Annotated in this window: 18 protein-coding genes; 12 read left to right on the top strand and 6 right to left on the bottom strand. The window is 35.7% G+C overall.

The features are described 5' to 3' along the window. The first annotated feature begins 252 nt into the window (after positions 1–252). On the top strand, positions 253–549 hold the full coding sequence (gene groES / locus CKF54_RS05390) for a co-chaperone GroES (RefSeq protein ID WP_119525341.1): 297 nt from the start codon (positions 253–255) through the stop codon (positions 547–549). Positions 550–562: 13 nt separating this feature from the next. Continuing rightward, complete coding sequence (groL, locus tag CKF54_RS05385) at positions 563–2,176, top strand: chaperonin GroEL (RefSeq protein ID WP_119525340.1); 1,614 nt, start codon at positions 563–565, stop codon at positions 2,174–2,176. A 115-nt stretch (positions 2,177–2,291) separates the two neighbouring features. Here groL and trmB read toward each other — a convergent pair whose 3' ends face one another. The 3 genes from trmB to CKF54_RS05370 form a co-directional block, all read right to left on the bottom strand. Further along, positions 2,292–2,984: a tRNA (guanosine(46)-N7)-methyltransferase TrmB gene (trmB, locus tag CKF54_RS05380; RefSeq protein WP_119525339.1), complete on the bottom strand. Its 693-nt coding sequence runs from the start codon at positions 2,982–2,984 to the stop codon at positions 2,292–2,294. A 176-nt stretch (positions 2,985–3,160) separates the two neighbouring features. Next, positions 3,161–4,513, bottom strand: a complete 1,353-nt coding sequence (locus CKF54_RS05375) for an AI-2E family transporter (protein ID WP_119525338.1) — start codon at positions 4,511–4,513, stop codon at positions 3,161–3,163. A gap of 25 nt (positions 4,514–4,538) precedes the next feature. Further along, a complete protein-coding gene (locus CKF54_RS05370; protein WP_119525337.1) occupies positions 4,539–6,308 on the bottom strand; it encodes a hypothetical protein in 1,770 nt (589 codons plus the stop codon). A 91-nt stretch (positions 6,309–6,399) separates the two neighbouring features. Between CKF54_RS05370 and CKF54_RS05365 the strand changes: the two genes are divergently transcribed. Continuing rightward, on the top strand, positions 6,400–6,888 hold the full coding sequence (locus tag CKF54_RS05365) for a hypothetical protein (protein ID WP_119525336.1): 489 nt from the start codon (positions 6,400–6,402) through the stop codon (positions 6,886–6,888). A gap of 359 nt (positions 6,889–7,247) precedes the next feature. Then, the gene (bcp, locus tag CKF54_RS05360) at positions 7,248–7,745 is read left to right on the top strand and encodes a thioredoxin-dependent thiol peroxidase (RefSeq protein WP_119525335.1); all 498 of its coding nucleotides are present in this window, start codon (positions 7,248–7,250) and stop codon (positions 7,743–7,745) included. Between the two features lie 74 nt (positions 7,746–7,819). Here bcp and udp read toward each other — a convergent pair whose 3' ends face one another. Then, positions 7,820–8,590, bottom strand: a complete 771-nt coding sequence (udp, locus tag CKF54_RS05355; RefSeq protein ID WP_119525334.1) for a uridine phosphorylase — start codon at positions 8,588–8,590, stop codon at positions 7,820–7,822. A gap of 524 nt (positions 8,591–9,114) precedes the next feature. Then, positions 9,115–10,989: an ABC transporter transmembrane domain-containing protein gene (locus tag CKF54_RS05350; protein WP_119525333.1), complete on the bottom strand. Its 1,875-nt coding sequence runs from the start codon at positions 10,987–10,989 to the stop codon at positions 9,115–9,117. A gap of 488 nt (positions 10,990–11,477) precedes the next feature. On the opposite strand from CKF54_RS05350, the gene CKF54_RS05345 reads away from it, so the two are divergent. From CKF54_RS05345 to CKF54_RS05325, 5 genes are all read left to right on the top strand, one after another. Continuing rightward, positions 11,478–13,352: a tyrosine-type recombinase/integrase gene (locus CKF54_RS05345; protein ID WP_119525332.1), complete on the top strand. Its 1,875-nt coding sequence runs from the start codon at positions 11,478–11,480 to the stop codon at positions 13,350–13,352. An 83-nt stretch (positions 13,353–13,435) separates the two neighbouring features. Beyond that, entirely contained in the window at positions 13,436–14,524 is a 1,089-nt protein-coding gene (gene gmd, locus CKF54_RS05340; protein WP_119525331.1) for a GDP-mannose 4,6-dehydratase, read from the top strand. Between the two features lie 3 nt (positions 14,525–14,527). Then, entirely contained in the window at positions 14,528–15,484 is a 957-nt protein-coding gene (locus CKF54_RS05335; protein WP_119525330.1) for a GDP-L-fucose synthase family protein, read from the top strand. A 12-nt stretch (positions 15,485–15,496) separates the two neighbouring features. Then, a complete protein-coding gene (locus CKF54_RS05330; RefSeq protein WP_119525329.1) occupies positions 15,497–16,906 on the top strand; it encodes a mannose-1-phosphate guanylyltransferase/mannose-6-phosphate isomerase in 1,410 nt (469 codons plus the stop codon). A gap of 338 nt (positions 16,907–17,244) precedes the next feature. Further along, positions 17,245–18,447, top strand: a complete 1,203-nt coding sequence (locus CKF54_RS05325) for a glycosyltransferase family 8 protein (RefSeq protein ID WP_119525328.1) — start codon at positions 17,245–17,247, stop codon at positions 18,445–18,447. Positions 18,448–18,597: 150 nt separating this feature from the next. Here CKF54_RS05325 and CKF54_RS05320 read toward each other — a convergent pair whose 3' ends face one another. After that, positions 18,598–19,356: a DeoR/GlpR family DNA-binding transcription regulator gene (locus CKF54_RS05320; protein ID WP_119525327.1), complete on the bottom strand. Its 759-nt coding sequence runs from the start codon at positions 19,354–19,356 to the stop codon at positions 18,598–18,600. An 804-nt stretch (positions 19,357–20,160) separates the two neighbouring features. On the opposite strand from CKF54_RS05320, the gene CKF54_RS05315 reads away from it, so the two are divergent. The 3 genes from CKF54_RS05315 to CKF54_RS05305 all read left to right on the top strand — a co-directional run bounded on the left by CKF54_RS05315 (position 20,161) and on the right by CKF54_RS05305 (position 24,486). Continuing rightward, positions 20,161–21,054 carry an ROK family protein gene (locus CKF54_RS05315; RefSeq protein ID WP_119525326.1) on the top strand — a complete coding sequence of 298 codons (894 nt, stop codon included), beginning with the start codon at positions 20,161–20,163 and terminating at the stop codon, positions 21,052–21,054. Between the two features lie 865 nt (positions 21,055–21,919). Then, positions 21,920–22,822 (top strand): N-acetylneuraminate lyase, encoded by a 903-nt coding sequence (locus CKF54_RS05310; protein WP_119525325.1) that lies wholly within the window; start codon positions 21,920–21,922, stop codon positions 22,820–22,822. A gap of 131 nt (positions 22,823–22,953) precedes the next feature. Beyond that, complete coding sequence (locus CKF54_RS05305; RefSeq protein ID WP_119525324.1) at positions 22,954–24,486, top strand: sodium:solute symporter family transporter; 1,533 nt, start codon at positions 22,954–22,956, stop codon at positions 24,484–24,486. The last annotated feature ends 106 nt before the right edge of the window (positions 24,487–24,592 follow it).

Raw genomic sequence — 24,592 nt, 5'->3', positions numbered from 1 at the left:
TCCTTTAGCTTCCTTTAGCTAGCAACTGCACAATTGCTAAAGTTATACTCCTCACGCAATAGTTCCTCATCGTTATCCTCGTTCTTATCTAAATCTTGCAAATTCTTCCCTTAAATATCGCCTTAAATTTTCCCTCACTTTTTTCTTTAAATTTGTGGTCACCAGTCGTAAAACCTTGATTAAAAATTGATTTTTTTTATCTAAACTCCTATAATATTTAAAGAAAAATAACATAATTAAAAGGATAAATTTATGTCTGAATTAAACCTAAAACCACTACACGATACAGTTGTAGTAAAACTAGTAGAATCTGAAGAAAAAACAGCTTCAGGTTTAATTCTAACTGCAAAAACTCAACTTCAATATGCTCAAGTTTTAGCAGTAGGTACAGGATTTCCAAGTGAATCAGGTAACGTTCCTTTAAATGTTGCTGTAGGTGATACTGTAATTCTGCACCCAAGTGCGACTAACTTAGTAGAGTACGAAGTTTCTGGACAAAAAGTAGTATTCATTTCTGAACGCCAAATTATGGCAGTAGTGAATAAATAGGAGTTAAAGTAAAATGGCAGCAAAAGAATTAGTTTTTAACAACGACATGCGTGTAAAAATGTTCCAAGGTGTTGATACTTTAGCTAACGCAGTAAAAATCACTTTAGGTCCAAAAGGTCGTAACGTAATTATTGAGCGTAAATTTGGTGCGCCATTAATTACTAAAGATGGTGTTTCAGTTGCACGTGAAATCGAATTAAAAGATAAATTCGAAAACATGGGTGCGCAACTAGTGAAAAAAGTTGCTCAAGATGCTAACGATTTAGCTGGTGACGGTACAACTACAGCAACAGTTTTAGCCCAAGCATTTATCCGTGAAGGTTTAAAAGTTGTTAATGCTGGTTTAAATCCAATGGATGTTAAACGTGGTATTGATAAAGTTGTAGCAGCAACTGTTGCTAACTTAAAAGATTTAGCAACTCCAGCTTCAGATAACAAATCAATTCAACAAGTTGCAACTATTTCAGCTAACAACGACGAAGAAGTTGGTAGTTTAATTGCTAAGGCAATGGAAAAAGTTGGTAACAATGGTGTAATCACTATTGAAGATGGTACAGGTTTCCAAGATGAACTAGTAGTAGTTGAAGGTATGCAATTTGATCGTGGTTACTTAAGTCCATACTTTGCTAACCGTGCAGATAATGCAACTGCAGAATTTGATTCACCATACATTTTATTAGTGGATGGTAAATTAAACAGCTTACGTGAAATTTTACCTATCCTTGAAGCTGTTAATAAACAATCAAAACCTTTAGTAATTATTGCTGAAGATTTTGAATCAGAAGTTCTTTCTGGTTTAGTTCTAAACTCAGCGCGCGGTATCTTAAAAGTTGTAGCTGTAAAAGCTCCAGGATTTGGTGACCGTCGTAAAGCAATGTTACAAGACTTAGGTGTGTTAACACGTGCAACTGTAATCGAAGAGCAATTAGGTATTGATTTAACTCGTGCTGGTTTAGAAGTTCTTGGTTCTGCTAAACGTGTAGTTGTATCTAAAGATTCAACAACAATTATCGACGGTGCTGGTAGCGCTGAAGAAATTGCAAATCGTGTAGCTGCAATTAAACACGAATTAAGCTTAACTACTTCAGAGTACGATATTGAAAAATTAAATGAGCGTATTGCTAAGTTATCAGGCGGGGTAGCGGTAATTAAAGTTGGTGGCGCTACTGAAGTTGAAATGAAAGAGAAAAAAGATCGTTTCGACGATGCGCTTTCAGCAACACGTGCAGCGGTAGCTGAAGGTGTTGTTCCAGGTGGCGGTGTGGCATTAATTCGTTCTTCAGCTAACTTAGATATTAAAGCTGATAATGACGAACAAGCTGCAGGTATCCGTTTAGCATTAAAAGTAATGGAAGCTCCATTACGTCAAATCGTTACTAACTGTGGTTTAGAAGCTTCTGTAATTATTGAGCGTGTACGTAACGGTGAAGCTGATTTTGGTTTTAACGCTCGTACAGAAACTTACGGTAACATGTTAGAAATGGGTATTCTTGATCCAGCGAAAGTAACTCGTGTAGCATTAGAAAAAGCTGCTTCAATTGCGACTTTAATGTTAACCACAGAGTGCATGATCGTGGAAGAAGATGAACCTGAAGCTCCAGCAATGCCTGGTGCGGGTTACATGTAATCCTTGAAGTTAGACTAAACTGATTTAGCCCTAACTAACATAAAATTGTAACTTACAAAGACAATAAAAGAGTCTCGCTTTAGGCGAGACTCTTTTAGTATCAAGAAATTTTACTTTATTTTTTAATAAAGTATAGATCCCAAACTCCGTGTCCTAGACGGTGACCACGTTGTTCAAACTTAGTAAGTGGACGATGATCTGGACGAGGAATATACATACCATCACTAGCAGTATTCTCAAGTTCTGGAGTAGCATTTAATACTTCTAACATATGCTCAGCATAGTTTTCCCAGTCAGTTGCCATGTGAACAAAACCACCAGGAACAAGTGCACGCGTAACTAGACGCATGAATTCAGCATTTACGATACGGCGTTTATGGTGACGAGCTTTATGCCATGGATCTGGGAAGAAAAGTTGTAAACCAGCGATTGAATTTTCAGGTAGAGCTTGTAAGATCTCAATAGCATCATGACAAGCTACTTTTAAATTATTAAGCTGTTCTTGTTCAATTAGTTTAAGGGCATTACCAACACCTGGAGTATGAACTTCAATACCTAGGTAGTTGTTAGCTTGATTAGCTTTTGCCATTTCAACTAATGAAGTTCCCATACCAAAACCAATCTCAACAATTACCCCTTTGTTTTCAGGGAAGATTTCTTCTAAGTTTAAAACTTGGTTATTTGTTGGACAAGTTACACCGTAAAGAGGGAAGAGGTTTTCTAAAGCTTGTTCTTGACTACCGGTAATACGACCAGTTCTTAATACATAGGACTTAATACGTCTATGTTCTTTATTTTCTGTTGTCATAATCTAATTTAAAATAAGGATATTTTTTCTACCTGCTTATTTTATCTTAAGTTAAGAATTTAGGCAAAAAAATCAGAGCTAGGAGTTATTACTCTTAGCTCTGATTTAATATTAGAGGATTTTTGTGTTTTTGTATTTTTGTATCTTTGTATTTTTATCTAGATACTTGACACCAACTACTGAATGTTCGATTCTGGTTGATTTTGCTCTCGAGGAGTTTGCTCTCCTGAAGTATGATTTGCAGAATCTCCATTTTTGTTGTTGGTTTTGTTATTAGAATTATTAGAATTTTTTGGTTTTACGGTATAAAGACCATTATTCTGTTGGGCTTGGGTTTTACGAGGACGAGGTTCTTCAGGTTTCTTTCTGCGTTTAGGACGAGAAGATTCATCACGTACTTTAACCTCTTTAGCCTCTTGGCGACTTTCTTCTTGTTGGCGCTTTAATTCTGCTTCTTGGCGTTTTTGCATTTCAAAGTAAATTTGTGAATTTAAGAACCAAGCATTAGCTACAGCTTTGATTAGAGTACAAAGCGGAATAGCTAGGAATACTCCAAGGATACCCCAGATTTGTCCGAAGAAAATCACAGCTACGATTACGGTAATTGGGCGAATGTTATTGGTTTTAGAGTAAAGGTAAGGTACTAAGATGTTACCGTTAAAGATCTGTAAACCAGTATGAATTGCCATTAACCACCAGAAGCTTGAGGTAAATTGGAATTGGAAGAAAGCTACTAAAACAAATGGTACCGTAGCAATAATTACCCCTAAGTAAGGAATAATTACTGAAATCCCGATAATAGTTGAAAGGATTAAGTTGTATTTTAAGCCAAAGAATGCAAAAGCAATAAAGCTTAAAATTGTCATAATAATGAACTCAAGCACTTTACCACGTACGTAGTTGTCAAGTTGGTGCATGAATTCTTTAAAAACCCCATCAGCTAATTCGCTTGATTGTGGTAAGAAACGAACAACGCTTTTTTTCAGTGAGCCGTAGTCTACTAGCATTAAGAATGCCATAAATGGCACTAAGAAAGTATTTACGGCAACGTAAGCTACGTTTTGTAAAACTGCGAGAATATTATCTATGCGGATATCCATATTAGATTGGATATACTGATTAATGTTCTCGTAGATTGAATATAAGGTAGTCTTATCTAGGTAAGGGATATGGTACTGCTCTAACGATAGAAGTTTTTCTTTTAGAATACCGACAATACTTGGAGCTTCAACTAGTAAAGTACTTAGTTGACGGATAAGTAGAGGAACAATACTAAAAGCTAACCAGCATAAAGTTAGAACAACCAAACCGAAGATAAGGATCAAGGCGTAGATACGTTTAAGTCCTTTCTTGACCAACCAGCGAGTGGGGAAGTTCAAGATGTAAGCAAGACCAATTGCCAAGAAAACCGGCGCTAAGATCTTACCAAAAAAGTAAAGAACGAGGGAGATTACCAGTAAGATTAAAATCAAGGCAACAATTTGCGGATTATTAAAATTACGGGTAAACAAATCTTTCCAAGATGACATAGGTATTTTTATTCCGCTTTTGCAATTATTCGAATTTAAGTAAAGTTGTAAAGTCGACTAGAGGTTTATCTTTAACACGCTTTCTATTTGTAAGGAGGCGTGATAAAGGTGCATTTAGTTCTTTACCAATTTTTTCTAAAGTTGGAGAAGTTAGTTCTACAGTAAATAGTTCTCCAGCCTCTAAATCTTGGTTAAATAAAAGTTGAATAAGAGGAGAAGTTTGTTCAAAGTTAGCAACTTGTTCAAAGCCAGTTAATTGCTCAAATTCAGCTAATGTCTCAAAGTTAGCTAATTGGGCAAAATTAGCTACATGCTCAAAGTTAGATCCTAGCTCAAAAGCAGAAGCTTGATTGTCTTCTTGCTTGTTGTTAAGTTGAGGTTTGGCAGTAGTTATGATCTCATCTTTTTGCTTATCAGCAAATTGCTTGTCAGCAAATTGCTTGTCGGCAAAAGATTGAGGCACCTCTGATGTTTGTCCTAAGATAACTTCTTCTCCAGCAAGAACTTGCTCAATTTCTGTTACCTGAGTTTGTTGCAGATGTTCTTCAAGCAGAGCATTCTCACGATAATCGTCGTACATAAAGAAGTAGTTATCATCAATACCTTGGTGTGCTAAGGTATCGTTGTTACGATTATCATCAGCTTGTTGAATATGTTTTTGTAGTAAGCGAAGAACTTTTTCTTGACGTAACTTTTTGGCGCTCTTGTAGCTACGAACTTGCAGAGCTTCTTCTTCACTTTTACCTAGGTAAGCAAGTAAAGCTGGATCTGGTTCATAGTTATCTAACTCTGGGTATTTCTCACGGAAATAATTAGCAAAACCAACAGCAAATTGCGCAGTTTGTGGTAAGAGCTTTTCACGTTCACGAAGGTTTTGTTTATTAAGAGCCTGTTGACGTTTAAAGCGGGTAAAGATCTTACCATACTTAGTTAACGGAGCAAGAGGTTGGTTTTGATTTGGGTTGTGAAGATCATCTTCGTCTTCAACTTCATCAAAGTTAGCTTGACGTTGATAGTAGTCAAGTAAGTCGTCACTTAAGTTAGCTAGTTTAAAGACTTCAGGGTGTTGCTGTAAGAAAGAGGCGCTCAAACTATTAGCTTGACGCATTTCACGATTGCATAGGCGATTAATATTAATAGCCGTTTGATCGAGATCTAGTCCATTAGGATGAACAGACTGATAAACTTGAGTTAGATGTTCAATCCCTTGAGGAGAAAGAGCTAGACCTTGTTCATGACAGCGATAGGTAATAAATTCTTTTAACTCACGAGAAGAGTAAGCTTTAAGGTAAAGTTTAGTAAACAGTTTAAAGCGAGATTGTAAATCCGGCAGAACACATACACTATCGGCGATGTCAACATGAGTACCGACAATAAGTAAACTGTAACTATTGTCGATCATGGTGATTAGGTCTCGAAGAGCTTCTTCCCATTCAAGTTTGCCTAGTAATGTGTGCACATTGTTAAAGGCAATAAGACGCTGATAGTATAAGTCAGCTAGATCTTGAGGAGTTTTCTCTTTTATAAACTCAGCAAGATCAATAAAACTTTGCTCTCTTTCATCTAAGAAAGGGTTTAGTTTGCTTGCGTCATCATAGCAAGCTTTCACCATTTGGTTAACTAAAGTAGAGCTATCCCCGATTAAAGCTACGGTTTGGCTTAGACCAAGGGAGAAGTAAGGGGTTAGGGTAGTTATAACCTCTTCATTTGGACCATGCAAGAATTCGGTTAAGGAATAGTTGGGATTTAAAGTTAAGTCCAACTCTAGTCCTATAGGTTGTAATTGTAAACTCATAGACCTCTAGATAGTTAAGGGGTTATCAGCTTAATATTATAACCCAAGATTAAAATGCTATAATGGTTTAAGTACCAAAAGTTAGGGAAATATGTTAGTAATCGGCTTAATAATTATTTATCTGGTTTTCTTTATTTACATTCTTTTGTGTTTTAAAGCAAGAAAAAAGCATACTTATTTACGTAATAAAGCGCTCCGCGCTTTAAAGCGTGAGCAAGTTGATAGTTCTCAACTAACCAAACTCAAGACAACCAGTAATAAACCTAAAGAATCAACCAGCAAACCTAAAGGTAAGCGCCAAAAGGTTTACAAATCAGCGTTACTTGCAGAAATTGCTTGGCGTGAAAAGAAATTACAAGAAGAGCAGGCTAAGGAAAATAAGCTTCAAGAATCAGAAACTACTGCAGATAAACCTCAAGAAGATCGAGTATCTGTAAATAACCTGCAAGAAGTTGAAGTTACTGTAGATAACCTTCAAGAAGTTGAAGCACCTGTAGATAACCTTCAAGAAGTTGAAGCACCTGTAGATAACCAACAAACTGTAAGTAAAAGTACAAATAAACCTCAAGATGGGTTATAAGAGTAGATAATTGAATTGAGAATATCTAACTCAAGATAAAAACCTTAGGATAAATACCTATAGGGAAAAACTATAAGTAAATTTCTCGAGAAAGGGGTATAATATTGAAGTCTAAGTAGGAACTATCTGCTAGATTCGAATGAATTGCACTCTATAATTTTGATGGATAATCATTTGGCTTTGGCTTTGGCTTTGGCTTTGGCTTTGGCTTTGGCTTTGGCTTTGGCTTTGCAGAGAAATTTTGTTTAGACAAAGATGAATTACTAAGCAAGATAATCCTATCTTGTTTAAGACCTAAGTAACATCTTAATCATTCCCTTTATATCAAGACAATTATTCACACCAAGGAAATTAATAACATGACCGAGAAAAAAGTAGTAAAAGGTTTAGATAATCTTTTACAAGTAGGTGATCAATTCCCAGAGTTTAACTTACCAGCAAATGATGGTAAGACTTACAATAATCAAACTTACAAAGATTTATTTTTAGTTTACTTTTACCCGCGAGCAGATACACCAGGGTGTACAGCTCAAGCTTGTAATTTAGAGCAAGCAATTAAAGAGCAAGCGTTTACTTTACCAGTGCTTGGCGTTAGTGGAGATACTGTAGAGAAACAGCAAAAATTTGCGAATAAATTCTCTTTAAGCTTCCCTTTATTAGCTGACACAGAATTAGCTTTAGCAAAAGCTTGTGGTGTTTATGGGCAAAAAACTATGGCTGGCAGAGTATACGATGGTATCCACCGTATTGCTTTTGTTGTAAATGCTGAAAATAAAATTGTTGAAGTATTTACTAAAGTAAACACTAAAGAATTTGCTCAACAAGTAAATGAATGGTTAAAATCTTACCAAGCGTAAGTCAAATTTAAAAGTTAGATAAAGACCCGAGAGTTATCTCGGGTCTTTACTAATTTGTAAATCTACAAGGAAATTTATTTAATTAAAGTTTTTAAAGCATTAACTGCTACTTTAATACCGTTATCTTCAACGATTTTCGCTTGTTTTTCATCAGGAATTTCGTTTTTTGTACGGTTAACGATTACACCAGCAACCATACCAGCTTTTAAACCTTGGCTAGCTGCTTGAGTAAATAGAGTAGCACCTTCCATTTCGAAGTTTAACACATGTAATTGCTTCCAAAGAGCCATTTTACCTTGCATGTGTTTTGGAACATCTTGACGGAAAGTATCGTAACGTTCTTGTCCTGGGTAGAAAGTATCTGAAGAGGCAGTAACACCAACGTGGTAAGTTAAGCCTGCTTCTTTTGCACCTTCAACTAAAGAGTGAAGAACTTCATAGTTTGCTACTGCAGGGAATTCTGCCGGAGCAAAGTGATAAGAAGCTCCATCTAAACGTACACAACCAGAAGCAATGATTACATCACCGATGTTAATATTTTCTTGAATAGCACCAGTAGTACCTACACGAATAAAAGTATCAACACCTAGTTGTGCTAATTCTTCTACTGCGATTGAAGTAGAAGGACCACCAATCCCTGTAGAACAAACTACTACAGGAACCCCGTTTACATAAGCAAGGTAAGAGGTATATTCACGATTACTTGCTAATGGTTTTGGGTTATCCATATATGAAGCTAGTTTAGCAACTCGACCAGGATCACCAGGGACGATTGCGATTTTAGCTCCCTCTAAAACTTCTTTATTTAAACCTAAGTGGAATACAGTTGATTCAATTTTAGACATGCTTTTTTCCTTTTAAATTTAAAGCTTTTTTATGGACTTCATTTAATTATATAACTTTCAGATCTAAAGAGGTAAGAAATTTATAAAAAAGTTGTAATTTGACCACTTTTTTCTAGAGTTCATCTAGTTCAATGGTGTTGAGTAGGAAAACCACAGCAAGGTGAAGTTATGCTAAATAATCATATTTTGACCTTGTTTGAGATTGTTAGTGCTGAGTTGGCTTTGATGAGTTGGCTTTGATGAGTTGGCTTTGATGAGTTGCTTTTGGAAGTTAATTTTCAGAAAAATTTCAGGGAGAGGAAGGGAACTAGGAGGCTGGGGCTAGAAGATTAGTTGACTAGAAAAAGATAGTAGAAGATAGTAGAGGGATAAAGAAAATGGAAGAGCTAAGCTCTTCCATTATAATTTGTTAATTGCGAATTTGCGAATTTGCGAATTTGCGAATTTGCTAATTTGAACCAATTGCAAAATTTAACAGATTTAATCTAACTTGGATTCTCTGTATCTAGCTAGATTAGGTTCTGTTAGTTATCATTCGTATGGTTGCTAGAATTGTTTTCTAGGTTACCACCAAAGTCACGGGTGTATAGTTTGTGGTATTCACCGTGAACATTTTGAATTAGATCTTCGTGCTTACCGCGTTCAACAATTTCTCCTCCAAGGATAACAAAGATTTCATCAGAGTTTTCAATCGTTGAAAGACGATGGGCAATTGATAAGACAGTTTTGCCTTTTTGTAACTCTTGGATAGATTGTTGAATAAAGTATTCAGACTCATTATCTAATGCTGAAGTTGCTTCATCAAGCAAGATAATAGGTTTATTACGCAGAATTGCACGAGCAATAGAAATACGTTGACGTTGTCCTCCTGAAAGACGAGAACCTGAAGAACCAATTCTGGTATTTAAACCTTCAGGGAAGTCTTTAGCAAAGTTAGTAACGTAAGCCATATCTGCAGCTTTAGCTACTTCTTCAGGAGTGTACTTATCACCATCACAGTAGACAATGTTGTTGTAGATAGTATCATCAAAAAGGTGGACGTTTTGAGAAACTAAAGCGACGTGGTTACGTAAAGCTTCAAGTTTGATATCACGAATATCATGTCCGTTAATGGTGATACGACCTTGATCTACATCGTAAGTTCTGGTTAGTAAACTAACAATAGTTGATTTACCACCACCTGATTTACCTACAAAGGCATAACTTTTACCAGCTTCTAAAGTTAGGTTAAAGTTTTCTAAGATAGGTTCATCTTTACGGGTTGGATAAGCAAAAGAAACGTTTTCGTATCTAATTTCTTGGGTAAAATCAACTTCTTTTTCAGTTAAAGTACCTTTGTCATCTTCGGTATTTAGAGCAAGAAGTCCCATAATAGACTTAGCACCTGTTAATGAAGAAACAAAACCTGTGTAGATGTTTGATAAGTTACGTACAGGTTTTAATAAACCAAACATTGCCGAGAAGATAACGATAAAATCACCTGGAGTAATTGGTGGTAGATTTAACTCGGTTGCAAATGAAGCTAAGACAATTACCAGCACGAGTAATAGTGAGGCAATAAATTGTACAAAAGTGTGTCCGAGGTTAGTAATTACCACACTCTTTTGACTACGATGTCTGATAGTTTCAATTTGCTCGTAAAAGCGTTGATGTTCAAAATCTTGTGCATTGTAAAGATTTACAACTGCATGTCCATGGATCATCTCGTTTAGTAAACGAGTTTGCGTTTCGCTTGAAGCCATTTGTCCTTGGGTAATCTTTTTAATTGACCCTGAAACAAATTTAAGAACAAAGTAGACAAATGGGATCATTAAAAAGATAACTGAAGATAGTACCCAGTTAGTGTAAAACATCACTACTAAGAAAGAGATCACCGTTGAACCATCGCGGCTTAAGGTAAGTAGTGAGTTACTGATCCCCGAAAGCATTAATGAAACTTCATATTGAATTTTGGAAATAATGCGTCCGCTACCATGGATATCAAAAAAGCTCTGTGGCATACGAGAAATATGGGCGAATACTTTCTCGGAAATGCTCACGTTTAATTTAGATTGTGCCCAGTTAAACAAGAACTGAGAAATAAACTGCATAACCGCCCTTAAACTCATAAAGATTACTAATAAGTAAGCAAATCCTAAAAGTAAGGTACGATTTAAAACTCCTTCGCCGTTATCGACAATATGTTTGATTGATGAGATTAGATAAGCATCAATACCAGAGCCGATAAAGATACAAACAATTGCAACTATTAATGCCCATTGTACGGGAATGATGAAACGCCAATAAAGTCTAAAGGCGTGCCAGTTAGAACATTCGAGTACGGGATTAGGATTAGTTGGATTTACATCTTCTAGGAAATCACGAGCGGCGATTTTCTTTTTTTTGAAAAATTTAATCATAAAGTTAACTTACAAGTTAAAGCCATAAGGGTGTTGTTAGCCTTAGGCATAAACTAGAATACTGTTATATCCTGATCCAATATTATAGCAAAGTTAAAGCAATCTAAGAAGATTTAATAATTTTATGAATTAAAAACCTCCAAATGTTAGAGCTAGATTTTGTTATATATTTGGGGACTGCATGCACTGGTTGGTTAGTTTGCTAGTTTGCTAGTTTGCTAGTTTGCTAGTTTGCTAGTTTGCTAGTTTGCTAGTTTGCTAGATTGCTAGATTGCTAGATTGCTAGATTGCTAGATTGCTAGCTTGTGTAGATAACTGCGCTTTGGCTTTTAACTTTTACATGCAAATTCAAAAAATAGGAGAGTTAATTTTATCCTCTCTGCTTTATATGTTTTTGAAATCAACAATTTAAAGAAAATAAAAGAAGTTAAATATTAAATAGCTTATAATTTAAGTAGGAAGTAATTTGAATCAACAAAATAAACAAAGTGAGTAAATCAATTGATATTCTTGCGAATTTTCCTAAACAAATTCAGCAAGATATAGAAAGTTTTTTAAGATATATCAAACTAGAAAAGGCTTATTCAAATAATACTCTACTGGCTTATCGTAACAACTTGTTACAAGCTTTAAATGCTATTTACCTTGTCCTCAGCGAGAGTAAAAGCTCTAAAGACAGCAAAAGCTCTGAACCTGAAGAGTTAATGGATCTTTCCGCAATTCTTGGTAAACGTAAAAAATCAGCTGCTAAGGCAACAGTATCGAGCAAAGGTAAAGCAAATGATGCGCTTTATGCTTTAAACCAAGGTGAAGAGCAAGAGGTTACTCTGGAACAAGAGAGTAATTTAGCAGTACCTACTTTGGCGCAAACTACCAAAGTAGTTGATGCAGGAACTTCGAGTAAAGTGAGTAAGGTAAAGTTATTGGACTTTACTTGGGAAGACTGTAAAGTAGAGGTTATTAAACAAGCTATCAGCTCTGAAGCGAATACCAGTAAAAGCGCCTCATCACGTAATCAACAACTATCTAGTTTACGTAGCTTTTTTCAATGGTTATTAATCCAAGAAAAAGTTTCGGTTAACTACCCAAAACTAGTTAAGAATTTAAAAGTTGAAAAGAACTTACCGGTGGTTGTTGATAAAGATACTATGGAGCAGTTACTTGAAACGGTAACTATCACTAACTTTGTAGAGTTAAGAGACCAAGTAATCTTTGAAATGATGTTCAACACTGGAGTTCGTCTTTCTGAAGTCTGTAACTTAAACTTACAAGATCTTGATTTTACTAAAAACCAGATCCAGATTTTAGGTAAAGGGAATGTTTACCGTAACTTACCTTTGTCAATTGGTTTAAAACAGTTGATTGCTCTGTACTTAGTGTTACGTGAGCGTGAATTAATTGACAAACTTTCAGAAGCAGAGTTAGAAGAGTTATATATCAATCCAGAAGCTAATCAAGCGGTTGATTTAAATAACTCTGGTGAAGTTTATCATTACGCTGTGAGTATTTTAGCTTTAGCAAATAAGTACACTAACCAAAAAGGTAAAGCGGTTACTGGTAAAGGCAGAAAAAAATCAGGTTCTGCTAGTGACTTGCTCAGCGCACATCTTGCCGAGCTAGAGCAAAATTCTTTTGCAATAGCTACTGAAACTGAAGTCGAAGCGGAATCCAAAGCTGAAATCGAAACTGAAATCGAAACTGAAATTGAAACTGAAAATGACTTTGCCACAGATGGTTTAATGTCTTTAGCTCAACTTAAAAAGATCCAAGCACAAGCTAAAAAGCAAGGGCAAGGAAAAACCAATTCTCAAGCTGATGAACAAGAAGAGCAAGAAGAACAAGAAAAACAAGAAGAGCAAAATAAAGTTAGTGTTCAAGCGCAAGAAAAAACAGGTAAATCATCTTTTACTCGTGCTACAAATGAGCAAACTCTTCTACAGTCTGACGGCTATACCTTGCAATTACAAGAGCAAAGTAAAGCTTATTTAAAAAGCGCCTTTTCGCCTCTGCATGCGTTGTTTCTCTCAACTCATTTAAAGAGAATTAGCGCACGTAGTATTCAGTATCGTTTAGAAAAACGTACTTTAGAAGCAGGAGTAAAACGTAAGATTTCTCCGCATAAATTGCGTCATAGTTTTGCTACCCAGTTTTTACAAAACTCGGCAAACTTACGTGCCGTGCAAGAAATGCTTGGACACAAAAATTTAGTGACCACGCAAATCTATACTCATTTAGACCTTAAACATTTAATCAATGTTTACAACCAATCACATCCACAACAAATAAAATACTTAGCTGAAGTTCAACGTCAAGAAGAACTACAAGCTCCAAAAGCACTTAAGAATAAAAGCAAAGAGAAGTAATCTTTGATAATTCAGTTAATACCTCGTATTATTGTGATAAAGCAAAGGTTACTTTACTCTTCCCTATTAAAAAAGTTTTATCTATGAAAAAAGCATTAATTACGGGGATTACCGGTCAAGATGGTTCATATCTGGCGGAATTTCTTTTAGAAAAAGGCTACCAAGTGCATGGTATTCAAAGAAGATCTTCTTCTCCAAATACTGCACGTATTCAGCATATCCAAAATCCTAATCTGCACTTACACTATGGTGACCTAACTGACACAGCAAACCTTGTACGTCTTGTTGGTGAGATTGAGCCTGATGAAATCTATAATCTGGGAGCGCAAAGTCATGTAGCCGTGAGTTTTGAAGAGCCAGAGTATACTGCAGATGTTGATGCTTTAGGGACTTTACGTTTGCTTGAAGCCATTCGTATTAATAATCTTTGTCAAAAGACGCGTTTTTACCAAGCAAGTACTTCAGAACTCTATGGTTTAGTACAAGAGATTCCTCAAAAGGAAACTACGCCATTCTATCCTCGTTCTCCTTATGCGGTTGCTAAGCTTTACTCTTATTGGATTACGGTAAACTACCGTGAGACCTATGGCATTTATGCTTGCAATGGTATTCTTTTTAACCACGAATCTCCACGTCGTGGGGAAACTTTTGTAACGCGTAAAATTACTATGGCATTAGCTAATATTGCTTTAGGTTTACAAAAGGAGTTACATTTAGGGAACATGAACGCTCTGCGTGATTGGGGACATGCAATTGACTATGTTCGTATGCAGTGGTTAATGCTACAACAAGAGCAACCTGAAGACTTTGTGATTGCTACTGGTTACCAAACATCAGTACGTGATTTTGTCATTATGACAGCTAAACGTTTAGGGGTTGAACTTGAGTTTGTTGGGGAAGGAGTTAATGAGATTGGGATTGTTAAAGCAATTACCGGTGATAAAGCTCCAGCGCTTAAAGTGGGAGATGTAATTATAAAAGTAGATCCTCGCTTTTTCCGCCCTGCAGAGGTTGAGACTTTACTTGGCGATGCAAGTAAAGCAGCGCAAAAACTTGGTTGGCAACCTGAAGTAACTTTAGAAGAGTTATGTGCGCAAATGCTTGATAGTGACTACAAAAAAGCACAACAAAGAAAACTCCTTGCCGAGCATGGTTTAGCTAACGAGGAGTAGAAGATGTTAAATGTTTTTGTTGCTGGGCACCAAGGCATGGTTGGTAGTGCAATTTGTCGTCAACTAAGCCAAGATAAAAATGTTAATTTAATCACACGCAGTCGTGCAGAGTTAGATTTAACTAATCAACAAGCTGTACATGATTTCTTTGTTGCTCATAAAATTGATCAAGTTTACTTAGCTGCTGCTAAGGTTGGTGGTATCCACGCTAACAATACTTATCCCGCTGACTTTATTTATCAAAACCTCATGCTCGAATGCAATGTAATTCATGCTGCTCATCAAGCTGGAGTTGAAAAGTTATTGTTTTTAGGATCAAGTTGTATTTACCCAAAATTTGCTGAGCAACCGATTAAGGAAGAGGCTTTGTTAACGGGAGTTTTAGAACCCACAAACGAGCCTTATGCCTTGGCAAAAATTGCGGGTATCAAGCTTTGCGAAAGCTATAACCGTCAATATGGACGTGATTATCGTAGCGTAATGCCAACTAATCTTTATGGCATTAATGATAATTTTCATCCTGAAAATAGTCATGTAATTCCGGCATTAATCCGTCGTTTTCATGAAGCTAAAGAGCAACAACTGCCACAAGTAGTTGCTTGGGGAACAGGTGCTCCTAGACGTGAGTTTTTACATGTTGATGACATGGCACGCGCTTGCGTGCATGTGATGAGCTTAGATAAGCAGACTTACGCAGGAGTAACAGAGCCTACTTTAAGTCATCTTAATGTAGGAACCGGAGAGGATTTAACGATAAAAAGCCTAACTGAATTAGTTGCTAAGGTTGTTGGCTATCAAGGAGAAATTGTTTGGGATACAACCAAACCAGATGGTACTCCAAGAAAACTACTCGATATTAGCAAGTTAAAAAGCTTAGGTTGGGAACCACAAATTGCCTTAGAAGAAGGTTTAAAAGCAACTTACCATTGGTATTTACATACTGAAGGTAAACGTATGTAAGTTGAGGTAGCTATGCAAAATATTTATCCCTTAGTTCTAGCTGGAGGTTCTGGTACTCGTCTCTGGCCAATCTCGCGTACGCAGTTTCCTAAGCAATTTCAAGTATTGCAAGGAGAGTATTCGCTCATGCAAAATACTTTATTGCGCGTTAAGGATTTTGTGCTTAACAAACCTTTAGTGGTGTGCAATGAAGAGCATAGATTTATTGTTGCAGAGCAGTTACGTCAACTTGATTTACTTGAAAACAACATTATCCTCGAACCTTGTAGCCGTAATACGGCTCCTGCTATAGCTCTAGGCGCATTTAAAGCTTTAGAGTATAATGATGAGGCAGTGCTATTAGTTTTGCCTGCCGATCATGTTATTAAGGAAAAGGAAGTTTTTCAACAAACGGTTCAGCAAGCCTTACCAGTAGTAGGACAAGGTTACTTGGCTACTTTTGGTATTAAACCTACTGCGGTTGAAACAGGTTATGGTTATATTAAAAAAGGGCAAGCTTTAGATCAACATAGTTTTACTATTGAGCAGTTTGTTGAAAAACCAAACTTTGCTACAGCAAGTCAATATTGTGCCCAAGAGGAGTACCTATGGAACTCCGGCATTTTTATGTTCAAAGCAAGTGTTTACCTAGATGAACTAAAAAAATGGGCACCAGAGATTTACCAAAGAAGTTATTTAGCTTTCCAAGCAAATAAAAGCGATTTGGATTTTATTCGTGTAAATGCACAAGTTTACTTAACTTGTCCAGATATCTCGGTTGATTATGCAGTGCTAGAAAAGACAGATAGAGCTGTAGTCTTACCTATGCAAGTCCAATGGTCGGATATAGGTTCTTGGCAAGCTTTATGGGAAGTTTCTGAAAAAGACGCAGAGGGAAATGTTTTTGTTGGGCAACATCTAACCCTTGAAAGTAAAAATAATATTATTTTGGCAGATGATGCTTTAGTGACAACGATTGGCGTTGAGGATCTAGTAATAGTGCAAACCCGCGATGCGGTGTTTGTTGCTCCTAAAGAACGTTCCCAAGAAGTTAAATCTTTGGTTGATCAACTAAAAACTCGTTGCCAACAAGTGACTGAAAAACACCGTCAAGTTTATCGTCCTTGGGGAAGTATTTTAAGTTTAGATTATGGCAGTCGTTTTAAGGTAAAACGTATAACCATTTACCCACAGCATAAAGTTGCAACTCAAAGTCATTATCATCGTGCTGAGCATTGGATAATTACTCAAGGAACTGCCAAAGTTTACCTTGATGATCAAGAGAAAATCTATACAGAAAACGAATCTATTTATATTCCAATAGGCTGTAAACACTCAATTGCCAATGTAGGTAAAATGGATCTTCATTTAGTTGAAGTGCAAACTGGTAGTTATCTTGGTGACGATGATGTGCAAAGATACGAGGAAGAGCAATATACCTAACTGCTGGCATATCTTAGGAGCTGTGAAACTTTTACAGCACTCTATTTCCGCGTGCTTATCATTTTCTGCTCGTTCTTCATTTTACGAGAAATAGATTTAATCACATAACTGATCGGTTTAGGACTAAAGTTAAAATGATTTGACTACAAGACTAGATAAGATCGAATTAACTACAAGACTAGAGAGCAACTGTAAGATTTGAGAGATCATGACAGTAAGACTAGATAGATCTAACTGCAAGACCAAATTCAGGTAAAGAATTTACCCTCGTGGTAAACGATAAATGATATTCCTTATTGAGGTAAGACCTCAACAAGACTTCAGATATTTTTATTGATATGAATCAACTAGCTTTTAATACTAACGACACTTTCTTAGAACACTTAGAAGTGCTGTTAAAGAACTATATTTCTTTTAACCGTCAGCCATTTCGTGCAATTATTATTCACAATATTGCGGATGCTGATAACTCCCCGTATGTGCAAAAGTTTTGTCAAGCTTTTGCCGACTATCCAAATATTGAATTAAAATTTCATTACTTAGACTCTAATGATCTTTTAAAATTAGGTTTAAGCGAAAAACAAGCGAAAAATGTTGCTAACTATCGTTTACTGTTACCTACTTTACCTTATCACGGTACAGTGCTGTACTTAGACATAGATATGATGATCACAGGGAACATTGAAGAACTGTTTAAACCTAGCGTTTTACAAGGTAAAAGTTTAGGCATTGTTTCAGATACTTGTAACTATGCAGATACTTTTATGAAGTACAGATTCTTTAATGAGAGATTTATCCCTGAACTGTTAGCTTGTAAATTTACACCAGATAATCAATATTTTAATTCAGGCTTGCTTTTAGTTGATCTTGATAAATTAAGAGAAAGAGGGCAAGCGGAATATCAGGCAAATGATGTATGGTCAGTAAATCTAGGTAAGTACTTAGATCGTCCTACTTTATTACCAGATCAAGACTTCCTTAATATAGTGCACTACCAAGATAAGACTTTCTTAGATTGGCAGTACAACTACCCAATGAAGTTCTTAATCTCGCAAAGATATACTCTACAATACTTTGGTTGGGATAAAACTCATGCCAAAGCTTTAGCTGACAAGAAAATTCCAGCGCCGTATATTCCAAAAATTCTTCACTTCTTAGAGAAAAACAAACAGTGGAATAGTACTGCTCCTGAATGGATAGATTATTACAATTTCTACGCTAAGCAATCAGTAGGTGAAATCTTAGCGCAACCAGTTGAGTTCTACCAAGAGAAGATTGAGGAGATCCTTGCGGCTTACGGTTACTTACCTAGTTTAATTGATTTAGGTGATGCTGAATTATTTAGACTGGGAAGAGAGGAAAGATTTAAGGCGTGGACGAAAAAAGATTGGCAACAAAATCCATTCTTCTTAAATATTCATTACTTTAGAATTCCGAAATTCTTTGCTAGACATAGCTTGAAAAAACGTATTAACTCGGCAAATAATCAAGTACTGCTTGATTTTAACCAGAATTTATATGCGCGAGTAAAGAACAAATAAAGAGCAAGTAAAGGAATAGCGAAATAGCTGAAATAGCTGAAATAGTTCTGTAGTGAAGAAAACTGCATAAGACTAAAACCTAGCGTAAATAGTTTAGACAACTATTTGCACTAGGTTTTTCTTATATCATCTTTAAATTAGATGGCATCCTTAAACTAGAGTGATCGAAACTCCTCGTTTATCGATCATATCTTGAGATTTTTTCTGTAGGTTTTTATCACTAATGATTAGGTTAAATACCGACAGATCTGCTACGTTAAAAGTAGCAATTTTGCCATATTTAGATGAGTCAACTACAAGAATTTTTGAACGCGCTGAGCGGATAATTGAGTTTTTAACAATTATTTTGCTTTCGTCAGGAGTAGTGATGCCGTCACTTGACCATGCTGAGGTTGAAACAAAAGCAACGTCAATAGAAATGTTTTTAATAAAACGAGCAGCTAATTCCCCAACTGCTGAATAATTGTCTTTATTTACTGTACCACCGGTGTGCATTAACTTACAACGACCGTTACGCATTAACCAACGCGCAATTTCAAAGTCGTTAGTAACTACAAGTAAATCTTCATTATTTTTTATGTGACGAGCAATTTCTCGAGTAGTAGTTCCTGAATCCAAGAAAACCGTACCACGCGCTGGCACAAACTCTGCTGCTTTTGCCCCAATCGCTGCTTTTTGCTCTTGATTTAAAAAAGACTTATCATCATGTGTAGGTTCTTCAATCACGCGTTCAATAAGTTGGACACCACCAGAAACAGGCACAACTTGCCCCATAGCTTCTAGGGATTTGATGTCTCGACGAATTGTCATGTGAGAAACACCGATTTCTTCAACAAGTTGAGCAATGCTCATAATTTGCTGATTATTAATAAGTTCAAGGATACGTTTTTGTCTTGCCGCTGGAATCATAAAAATCCACTGATTTTTAGATCATTACTAACTGAAGTTAAGTAAATCACATAAGTAAAAGTTTTTCGTAGAATAAGGTTTGCGTATAACCCTTAAGCCCTTTATCGGGGTAAAGCCATTCTACGCTTGAAGAAGTTTTGCTATTTGTGCGCAAAATGACTTGCCACCGAATCTTTTTGTTTTGCGGTAATTAGTAAAAGTTACTAATATTTTTCGTTCTTTTGCTTTAAGTAAGAACTAATCTAGGTAATTTTTGCAAAAATCTCTATTTGTGGATTTCTGTAAAAAGAACTAAGATAACCGTAAAAATTTATATTTATTTTAACAAAAATACACATTAGGTGCAGAAATACCGCAAAACCGCCAAAAGCAAATTTTGCGTTTCTTGCGCAAAAAATTAGTAATTTTTGCAAAAGGTAACTTTATAAAGTTGTTATTTTTCAATGGTTTATTTGGAATTGTTTGCTGGGAAGATGTTAAAAATGAGATGAGATTTTTGGTTGCAAAGTAAAGTCTTGCTTGGGGAAGAACTCGACTAAAAAACTAAAGAATTAACATTTTACTCTCACTTTTGCGTTAGTAGAGTTAAACAAATTAACTAGGTAAAAATGTTATAATAAAATGGTAATTTAAAGGAGAAGTTACATCTTTTTATTTTACAAAATTTTAATTTTACAAAATTAATTGTGATGTACTTTGACCTCCGACAGATTTAAAACTAGCTGATAATTGTTTAAGACAAATATCGGAATTTTCTTAACTACTAAAATATTTTGCTAGCAAATAATAAATACAGGATTAACGATGAAAGTATTATCAATTGATATTGGTGGAACAAAGGTTGCTACTGCCTTAATTGACAATAACCTAAATATTACTAAACGTTTACAATTTACTTCTCGTAATGATCATACTCCAGAAATCTTTGAAGAGTTCTTTAAAGATATTATGGCAAATTATGATGCAAGTGAATATGAAGCTATCGCTATTGGTACGGCGGGGATTGTAAACAAGGGAATTTACACTTGTTTAACTAAGTCTTCGATTGGTGAGTTAGACGGTTTAGAATTCGTTGATTTATTTAAACGTTTATCTGGCGGTAAAGCGGTAGTTGCGTTAAATGACGCGCAAGCTGCAACTTATGCAGAGTATTGCACGGCACAAATTTCTAACATGTGCTTTGTGACTGTATCTACAGGTGTAGGTGGTGGTTTTATTATCAATGACGATATCTTATTAGGTGCGGACTCTCGTGCTGGACATATTGGTCATATGCTAGTAAAAACTAAATCTCCAGTAGCGCAAATCTGGGGCGACTACGCTAAAGTTGAAGATGTTGCTTCAGGTCGTGCAATTGCAGCAGCAACAAAAGATTGGGAGCGTCCTTTAACTACTGCTGAGGTATTTGCCGGACAATTAGAAGGTAATCCTGCTTGTGATGCAATTGTTAAAAATGCAGCAGAAGCAATTGCACAAATGATTGCAAACATTGTAATTAGTTGTGATATCCAAGATTTTGTACTTGGTGGTTCTGTGTCTTATTACACTAACTTTATCTCTCAAGTAAAAGAATTACTTGATAGTATGCCAGAACAATACCACGCAAGATTATACCCAGCTGCACATGGTCAAGATTCAGTTCTAGTAGGCGCTGCGCAATATTACTTTAACCGTGCTTTATCAGGACAAAATTCTTAATCTTTAATTAAGAAGCTTATCTAAGTAGTTTTTAGTTAGGAACTTAGCTAAGTAGTTTTTAGCTAATAAGTTTTCATAAGTTGATAAAAGCAACTTAACTGGGATTATTGTCAGATCTAAAGTATGGTTGCAAGTTAAGTCTATTAAGCTAATTAAGTTAAATTTTAGCTTTAATTTATTGCAAATTTATTGCAAAAAAGTAAGATAATATCTCAAATATGCAAAACCCCACCATAACAAAATCGAGGTTATGGTGGGGTTTTTCATATTTAGTGGTAAATTATTTTTTCAATCGCAAAATGTGATCTATGACAACTTTTTGGGATAAAATTCTTCTATAAAAGATAATCTTAGGTATCATAAATATATAGGAAATATTTATATTTTCTAGTAAAACTTTCTTTTTTCTTTCTTGGCTTGTAAGAAAAAATGATAAAAAATTTGCAGTAAATACCTAATTAACTGGTAATATACCATTTAAAATGGTATGAGGGTATTTTTTATCTCCAGCAGTTACTTGTTGACAAAGAGCAAAGCGTTATATTTTTTCATTAACTAAGTGCTGAATCTAATCTTTAACTTTGTTTTCACGCTTTGCAATTTAGCCTATCAGGTATCTCACTCTAATATAGGAAGTCTAACTCTAGAAAAGTTAAACTTTACTAGACGAGATCTACCTTAATGTTAGAAAAATCCTTACTCAAAAAGAATAAGCTTGTGCGAAATAAAACAGCTTACTAGAAAGAAAAGGAAAGCTACCCCCAAAATAAACAATGTTACCTTAAAAGTTATATTGTTTATGCAACCATAAAAATTAATATCACTTTAATGATGTTAATTAGAGTTAACTTTATTGGAGAAGAAAATGAGTAAATTAGGTGGAGTTATTAGTGCATTATTAGTTTCTTATAACTCAGACGGTTCTCTAGATGAAGCTGGTACAAGAGCTATTGTACGTTATAACATTGATGTAAATAAAATTGATGGTCTATACGTAGGTGGTTCTACAGGTGAAAACTTTTTAATCGATACAGCAACGAAAAAACGTATTTTTGAAATTGTTGCTGAAGAGGCAAAAGGTCAAGTAGCATTAATTGCACAAGTAGGTGGAATTAATTTACTAGAATCGATTGAGTTAGCTAAGTATGTAAAAAGCCTAAATGCTTATGATTCATTATCTGCAGTAACGCCGTTTTATTATAAATTTAGTTTTGCTGAAATTAAGGAATACTATAATAAAATTATCGAAGCTGCGGATATGGATATGATTATTTATTCAATTCCGTTACTAACTGGTGTAAACCTTTCATTGCAACAATTTGAAGAATTATTTGCAAATCCACACATTGTTGGGGTGAAGTTCACTGCAGCTGATTTCTACTTATTAGAAAGATTAAGAGGCGCTTTCCCTAACAAACTAATTTTCTTTGGCTTTGATGAATTACTTTTACCTGCGACAGTTTACAATGTAGACGGAGCAATTGGTTCAACTTTCAATCTTGACGCTCCATTAGCAAAAGAAGTATTTGCCAAAGTTAAAGCTGGTGACATAGCTGGTGCTCGTGTGGCCCAAACTAAACTGAATAACTTTATAGATCAGGTATTGGCTAATGGCTTATACCAAACTCTTAAAGAAAGTTTACGTTTAGCGGGTGTTGAAGCTGCTATGGCAGTTAGACCACCAATGTCACAACTCTCAGCAGAGCAAAAAGAGCGTGCTGTAGAAATTTATGCTAGTCTTAAAGCTGATTTAGACAGTCTAGCGTAAAAAACTTAAGTTCTTTTACTGAGTTTACTTTGGTAAAGGAATATTCCTCCCCTTTTATTCACTGAATAAAAGAAGTGCTTAAATAAATCTAGTTGTCTGACTAGATATCAGTCGTTATTAGGATTATATTTATGGAAGCAACATCATGGAGTTGGATTAACTGGGTGGTAGTTGGTCTCTACTTAGTAGGGGTACTAGCATTTGGTTTTATCTTTTCAGGAAAAAAAGAAACGGCTAAAGATTATTTCTTAGGTGGAGCTAAAATTCCTGCTTGGGTATCTGGCTTATCCATTTACTCAACTATGCTCTCATCAATTTCATATTTAGCTATTCCGGCATCAATTTTCCGTAATGGTCTAGTTATTGGTACGGCATCTTTAGGGACAATTCCTCTAGCTTTCTGGGTTGTTCGTTATGTAATTCCAGTATTTAGAAGTGTTGATGCGGTAACTGGATACGAATATTTAGAGAAACGTTTTAAATCACCTTTCTTTAGATATGTAGGATCTCTTTCATTCTCATTATTCCACTTAGCGCGTATTGGTCTAGTTCTATACTTACCAGCGATCGCGTTAATGATCATCTTCCCAGGTGCGTCAATTATTACTTTAACCGTTGCTACTGCGTTAGTGTGTGTATTCTATACTACGGTATCAGGTATTGCAGGGGTAGCATGGTTAGATGCAATTCAGGCGATTATCCTCGTATTTGGTATGATCATTATGGTAGGAGTGGCATTTGCATATATTCCTGAACAAGGTTTATGGGCAGCTCTCCAAGAACAAGGTAAAGCTTATACTGCGCAAAACTTTAGATTCTCACTTGCTGGTGACTCAATGTGGGCATTAGTAATTGGTCACGGTATCTTTAGTTCAGTATACTCTTACATCGGTTCGCAAGACGTAATCCAACGTTACTCAATTACTCCAACTGAAAAAGAAGCGAAAAAATCAGTACTTTACAATGTACCATTACTCTTAGTTTCTGTAGTAATGTTCACATTAATGGGTGCAGCGCTAATCATCTTCTTCAACTACTCAGGTAATGTATTACCAGAAAATATTTCAGGTAACGCAATTGTTCCTTACTTCATTTTCAACTTCTTACCTGTAGGGGTTTCTGGTTTAGTAGTGGTAGCTATCCTAGCAGCAACACAATCTACAGTTTCTTCTTCAATTAACTCATTAGCAACTTGTGTGGCAAACGATATTATCCTGCCAAAATCACGCAATGAGAAATTAAAAGTTAAAGTAGGTATGTTAGCTTCTGCTGGTTCAGGTATCCTTGGTACTATCTTAGCTTACTACTTAATCGTTGCAGGTCAAGGTGATGCGTTTAAACTATTTGCTGGTTTAACAGGTCTATTTGGTGGTCCATTAGCTTCTATCTTCTTATTAGCTTTATTCTGTGACCGTGCTGGTAAAGAAGCTGGCTATGCGTGTTTATTATCTGCTATAGCTTTCTCATTCTACCTAGCAAATCCATTAGGTCTTGGTTACACACCAATTTCAGTAAGTCCATTCTTATACGCATTATCAATTATTGCTTTCGGTCTAGTGTTTGGTATCATCGCTGCGTACATTTTCCCAGCACCAAAACGTGAAGAAATTAATAATTTAACTTACAAAACTGTAATGGCAAACCGTAAATTAGCGAAACAATAATAACTAATTTAGCAAATCCCCTTTAGATTTTCTAAAGGGGATTTTGCCGTCACTCTTGCAAATTTGTAAATGTAAGTAATAGCTTATAACCTGAATTCCGCATCTA

Source organism: Psittacicella hinzii (genome assembly GCF_003585885.1).
In the GTDB taxonomy this organism is placed as follows: domain Bacteria; phylum Pseudomonadota; class Gammaproteobacteria; order Enterobacterales; family Psittacicellaceae; genus Psittacicella.
Note: the sequence above shows the minus strand (reverse complement) of the source record. Positions and strands in the feature narration are given on the sequence as shown.

Excerpts from the sequence above, each read along its gene's own strand:
- gmd (WP_119525331.1), top strand. The coding sequence starts at position 13,436 with ATGAAAAAAGCATTAATTACGGGGATTACCGGTCAAGATGGTTCATAT.
- CKF54_RS05315 (WP_119525326.1), top strand. The coding sequence starts at position 20,161 with ATGAAAGTATTATCAATTGATATTGGTGGAACAAAGGTTGCTACTGCC.
- udp (WP_119525334.1), bottom strand. The coding sequence starts at position 8,590 with ATGTCTAAAATTGAATCAACTGTATTCCACTTAGGTTTAAATAAAGAA.
- CKF54_RS05365 (WP_119525336.1), top strand. The coding sequence starts at position 6,400 with ATGTTAGTAATCGGCTTAATAATTATTTATCTGGTTTTCTTTATTTAC.
- CKF54_RS05310 (WP_119525325.1), top strand. The coding sequence starts at position 21,920 with ATGAGTAAATTAGGTGGAGTTATTAGTGCATTATTAGTTTCTTATAAC.
- CKF54_RS05370 (WP_119525337.1), bottom strand. The coding sequence starts at position 6,308 with ATGAGTTTACAATTACAACCTATAGGACTAGAGTTGGACTTAACTTTA.
- CKF54_RS05320 (WP_119525327.1), bottom strand. The coding sequence starts at position 19,356 with ATGATTCCAGCGGCAAGACAAAAACGTATCCTTGAACTTATTAATAAT.
- trmB (WP_119525339.1), bottom strand. The coding sequence starts at position 2,984 with ATGACAACAGAAAATAAAGAACATAGACGTATTAAGTCCTATGTATTA.
- bcp (WP_119525335.1), top strand. The coding sequence starts at position 7,248 with ATGACCGAGAAAAAAGTAGTAAAAGGTTTAGATAATCTTTTACAAGTA.
- CKF54_RS05305 (WP_119525324.1), top strand. The coding sequence starts at position 22,954 with ATGGAAGCAACATCATGGAGTTGGATTAACTGGGTGGTAGTTGGTCTC.
- groL (WP_119525340.1), top strand. The coding sequence starts at position 563 with ATGGCAGCAAAAGAATTAGTTTTTAACAACGACATGCGTGTAAAAATG.
- CKF54_RS05350 (WP_119525333.1), bottom strand. The coding sequence starts at position 10,989 with ATGATTAAATTTTTCAAAAAAAAGAAAATCGCCGCTCGTGATTTCCTA.
- CKF54_RS05375 (WP_119525338.1), bottom strand. The coding sequence starts at position 4,513 with ATGTCATCTTGGAAAGATTTGTTTACCCGTAATTTTAATAATCCGCAA.
- CKF54_RS05330 (WP_119525329.1), top strand. The coding sequence starts at position 15,497 with ATGCAAAATATTTATCCCTTAGTTCTAGCTGGAGGTTCTGGTACTCGT.
- CKF54_RS05325 (WP_119525328.1), top strand. The coding sequence starts at position 17,245 with ATGAATCAACTAGCTTTTAATACTAACGACACTTTCTTAGAACACTTA.
- CKF54_RS05335 (WP_119525330.1), top strand. The coding sequence starts at position 14,528 with ATGTTAAATGTTTTTGTTGCTGGGCACCAAGGCATGGTTGGTAGTGCA.
- groES (WP_119525341.1), top strand. The coding sequence starts at position 253 with ATGTCTGAATTAAACCTAAAACCACTACACGATACAGTTGTAGTAAAA.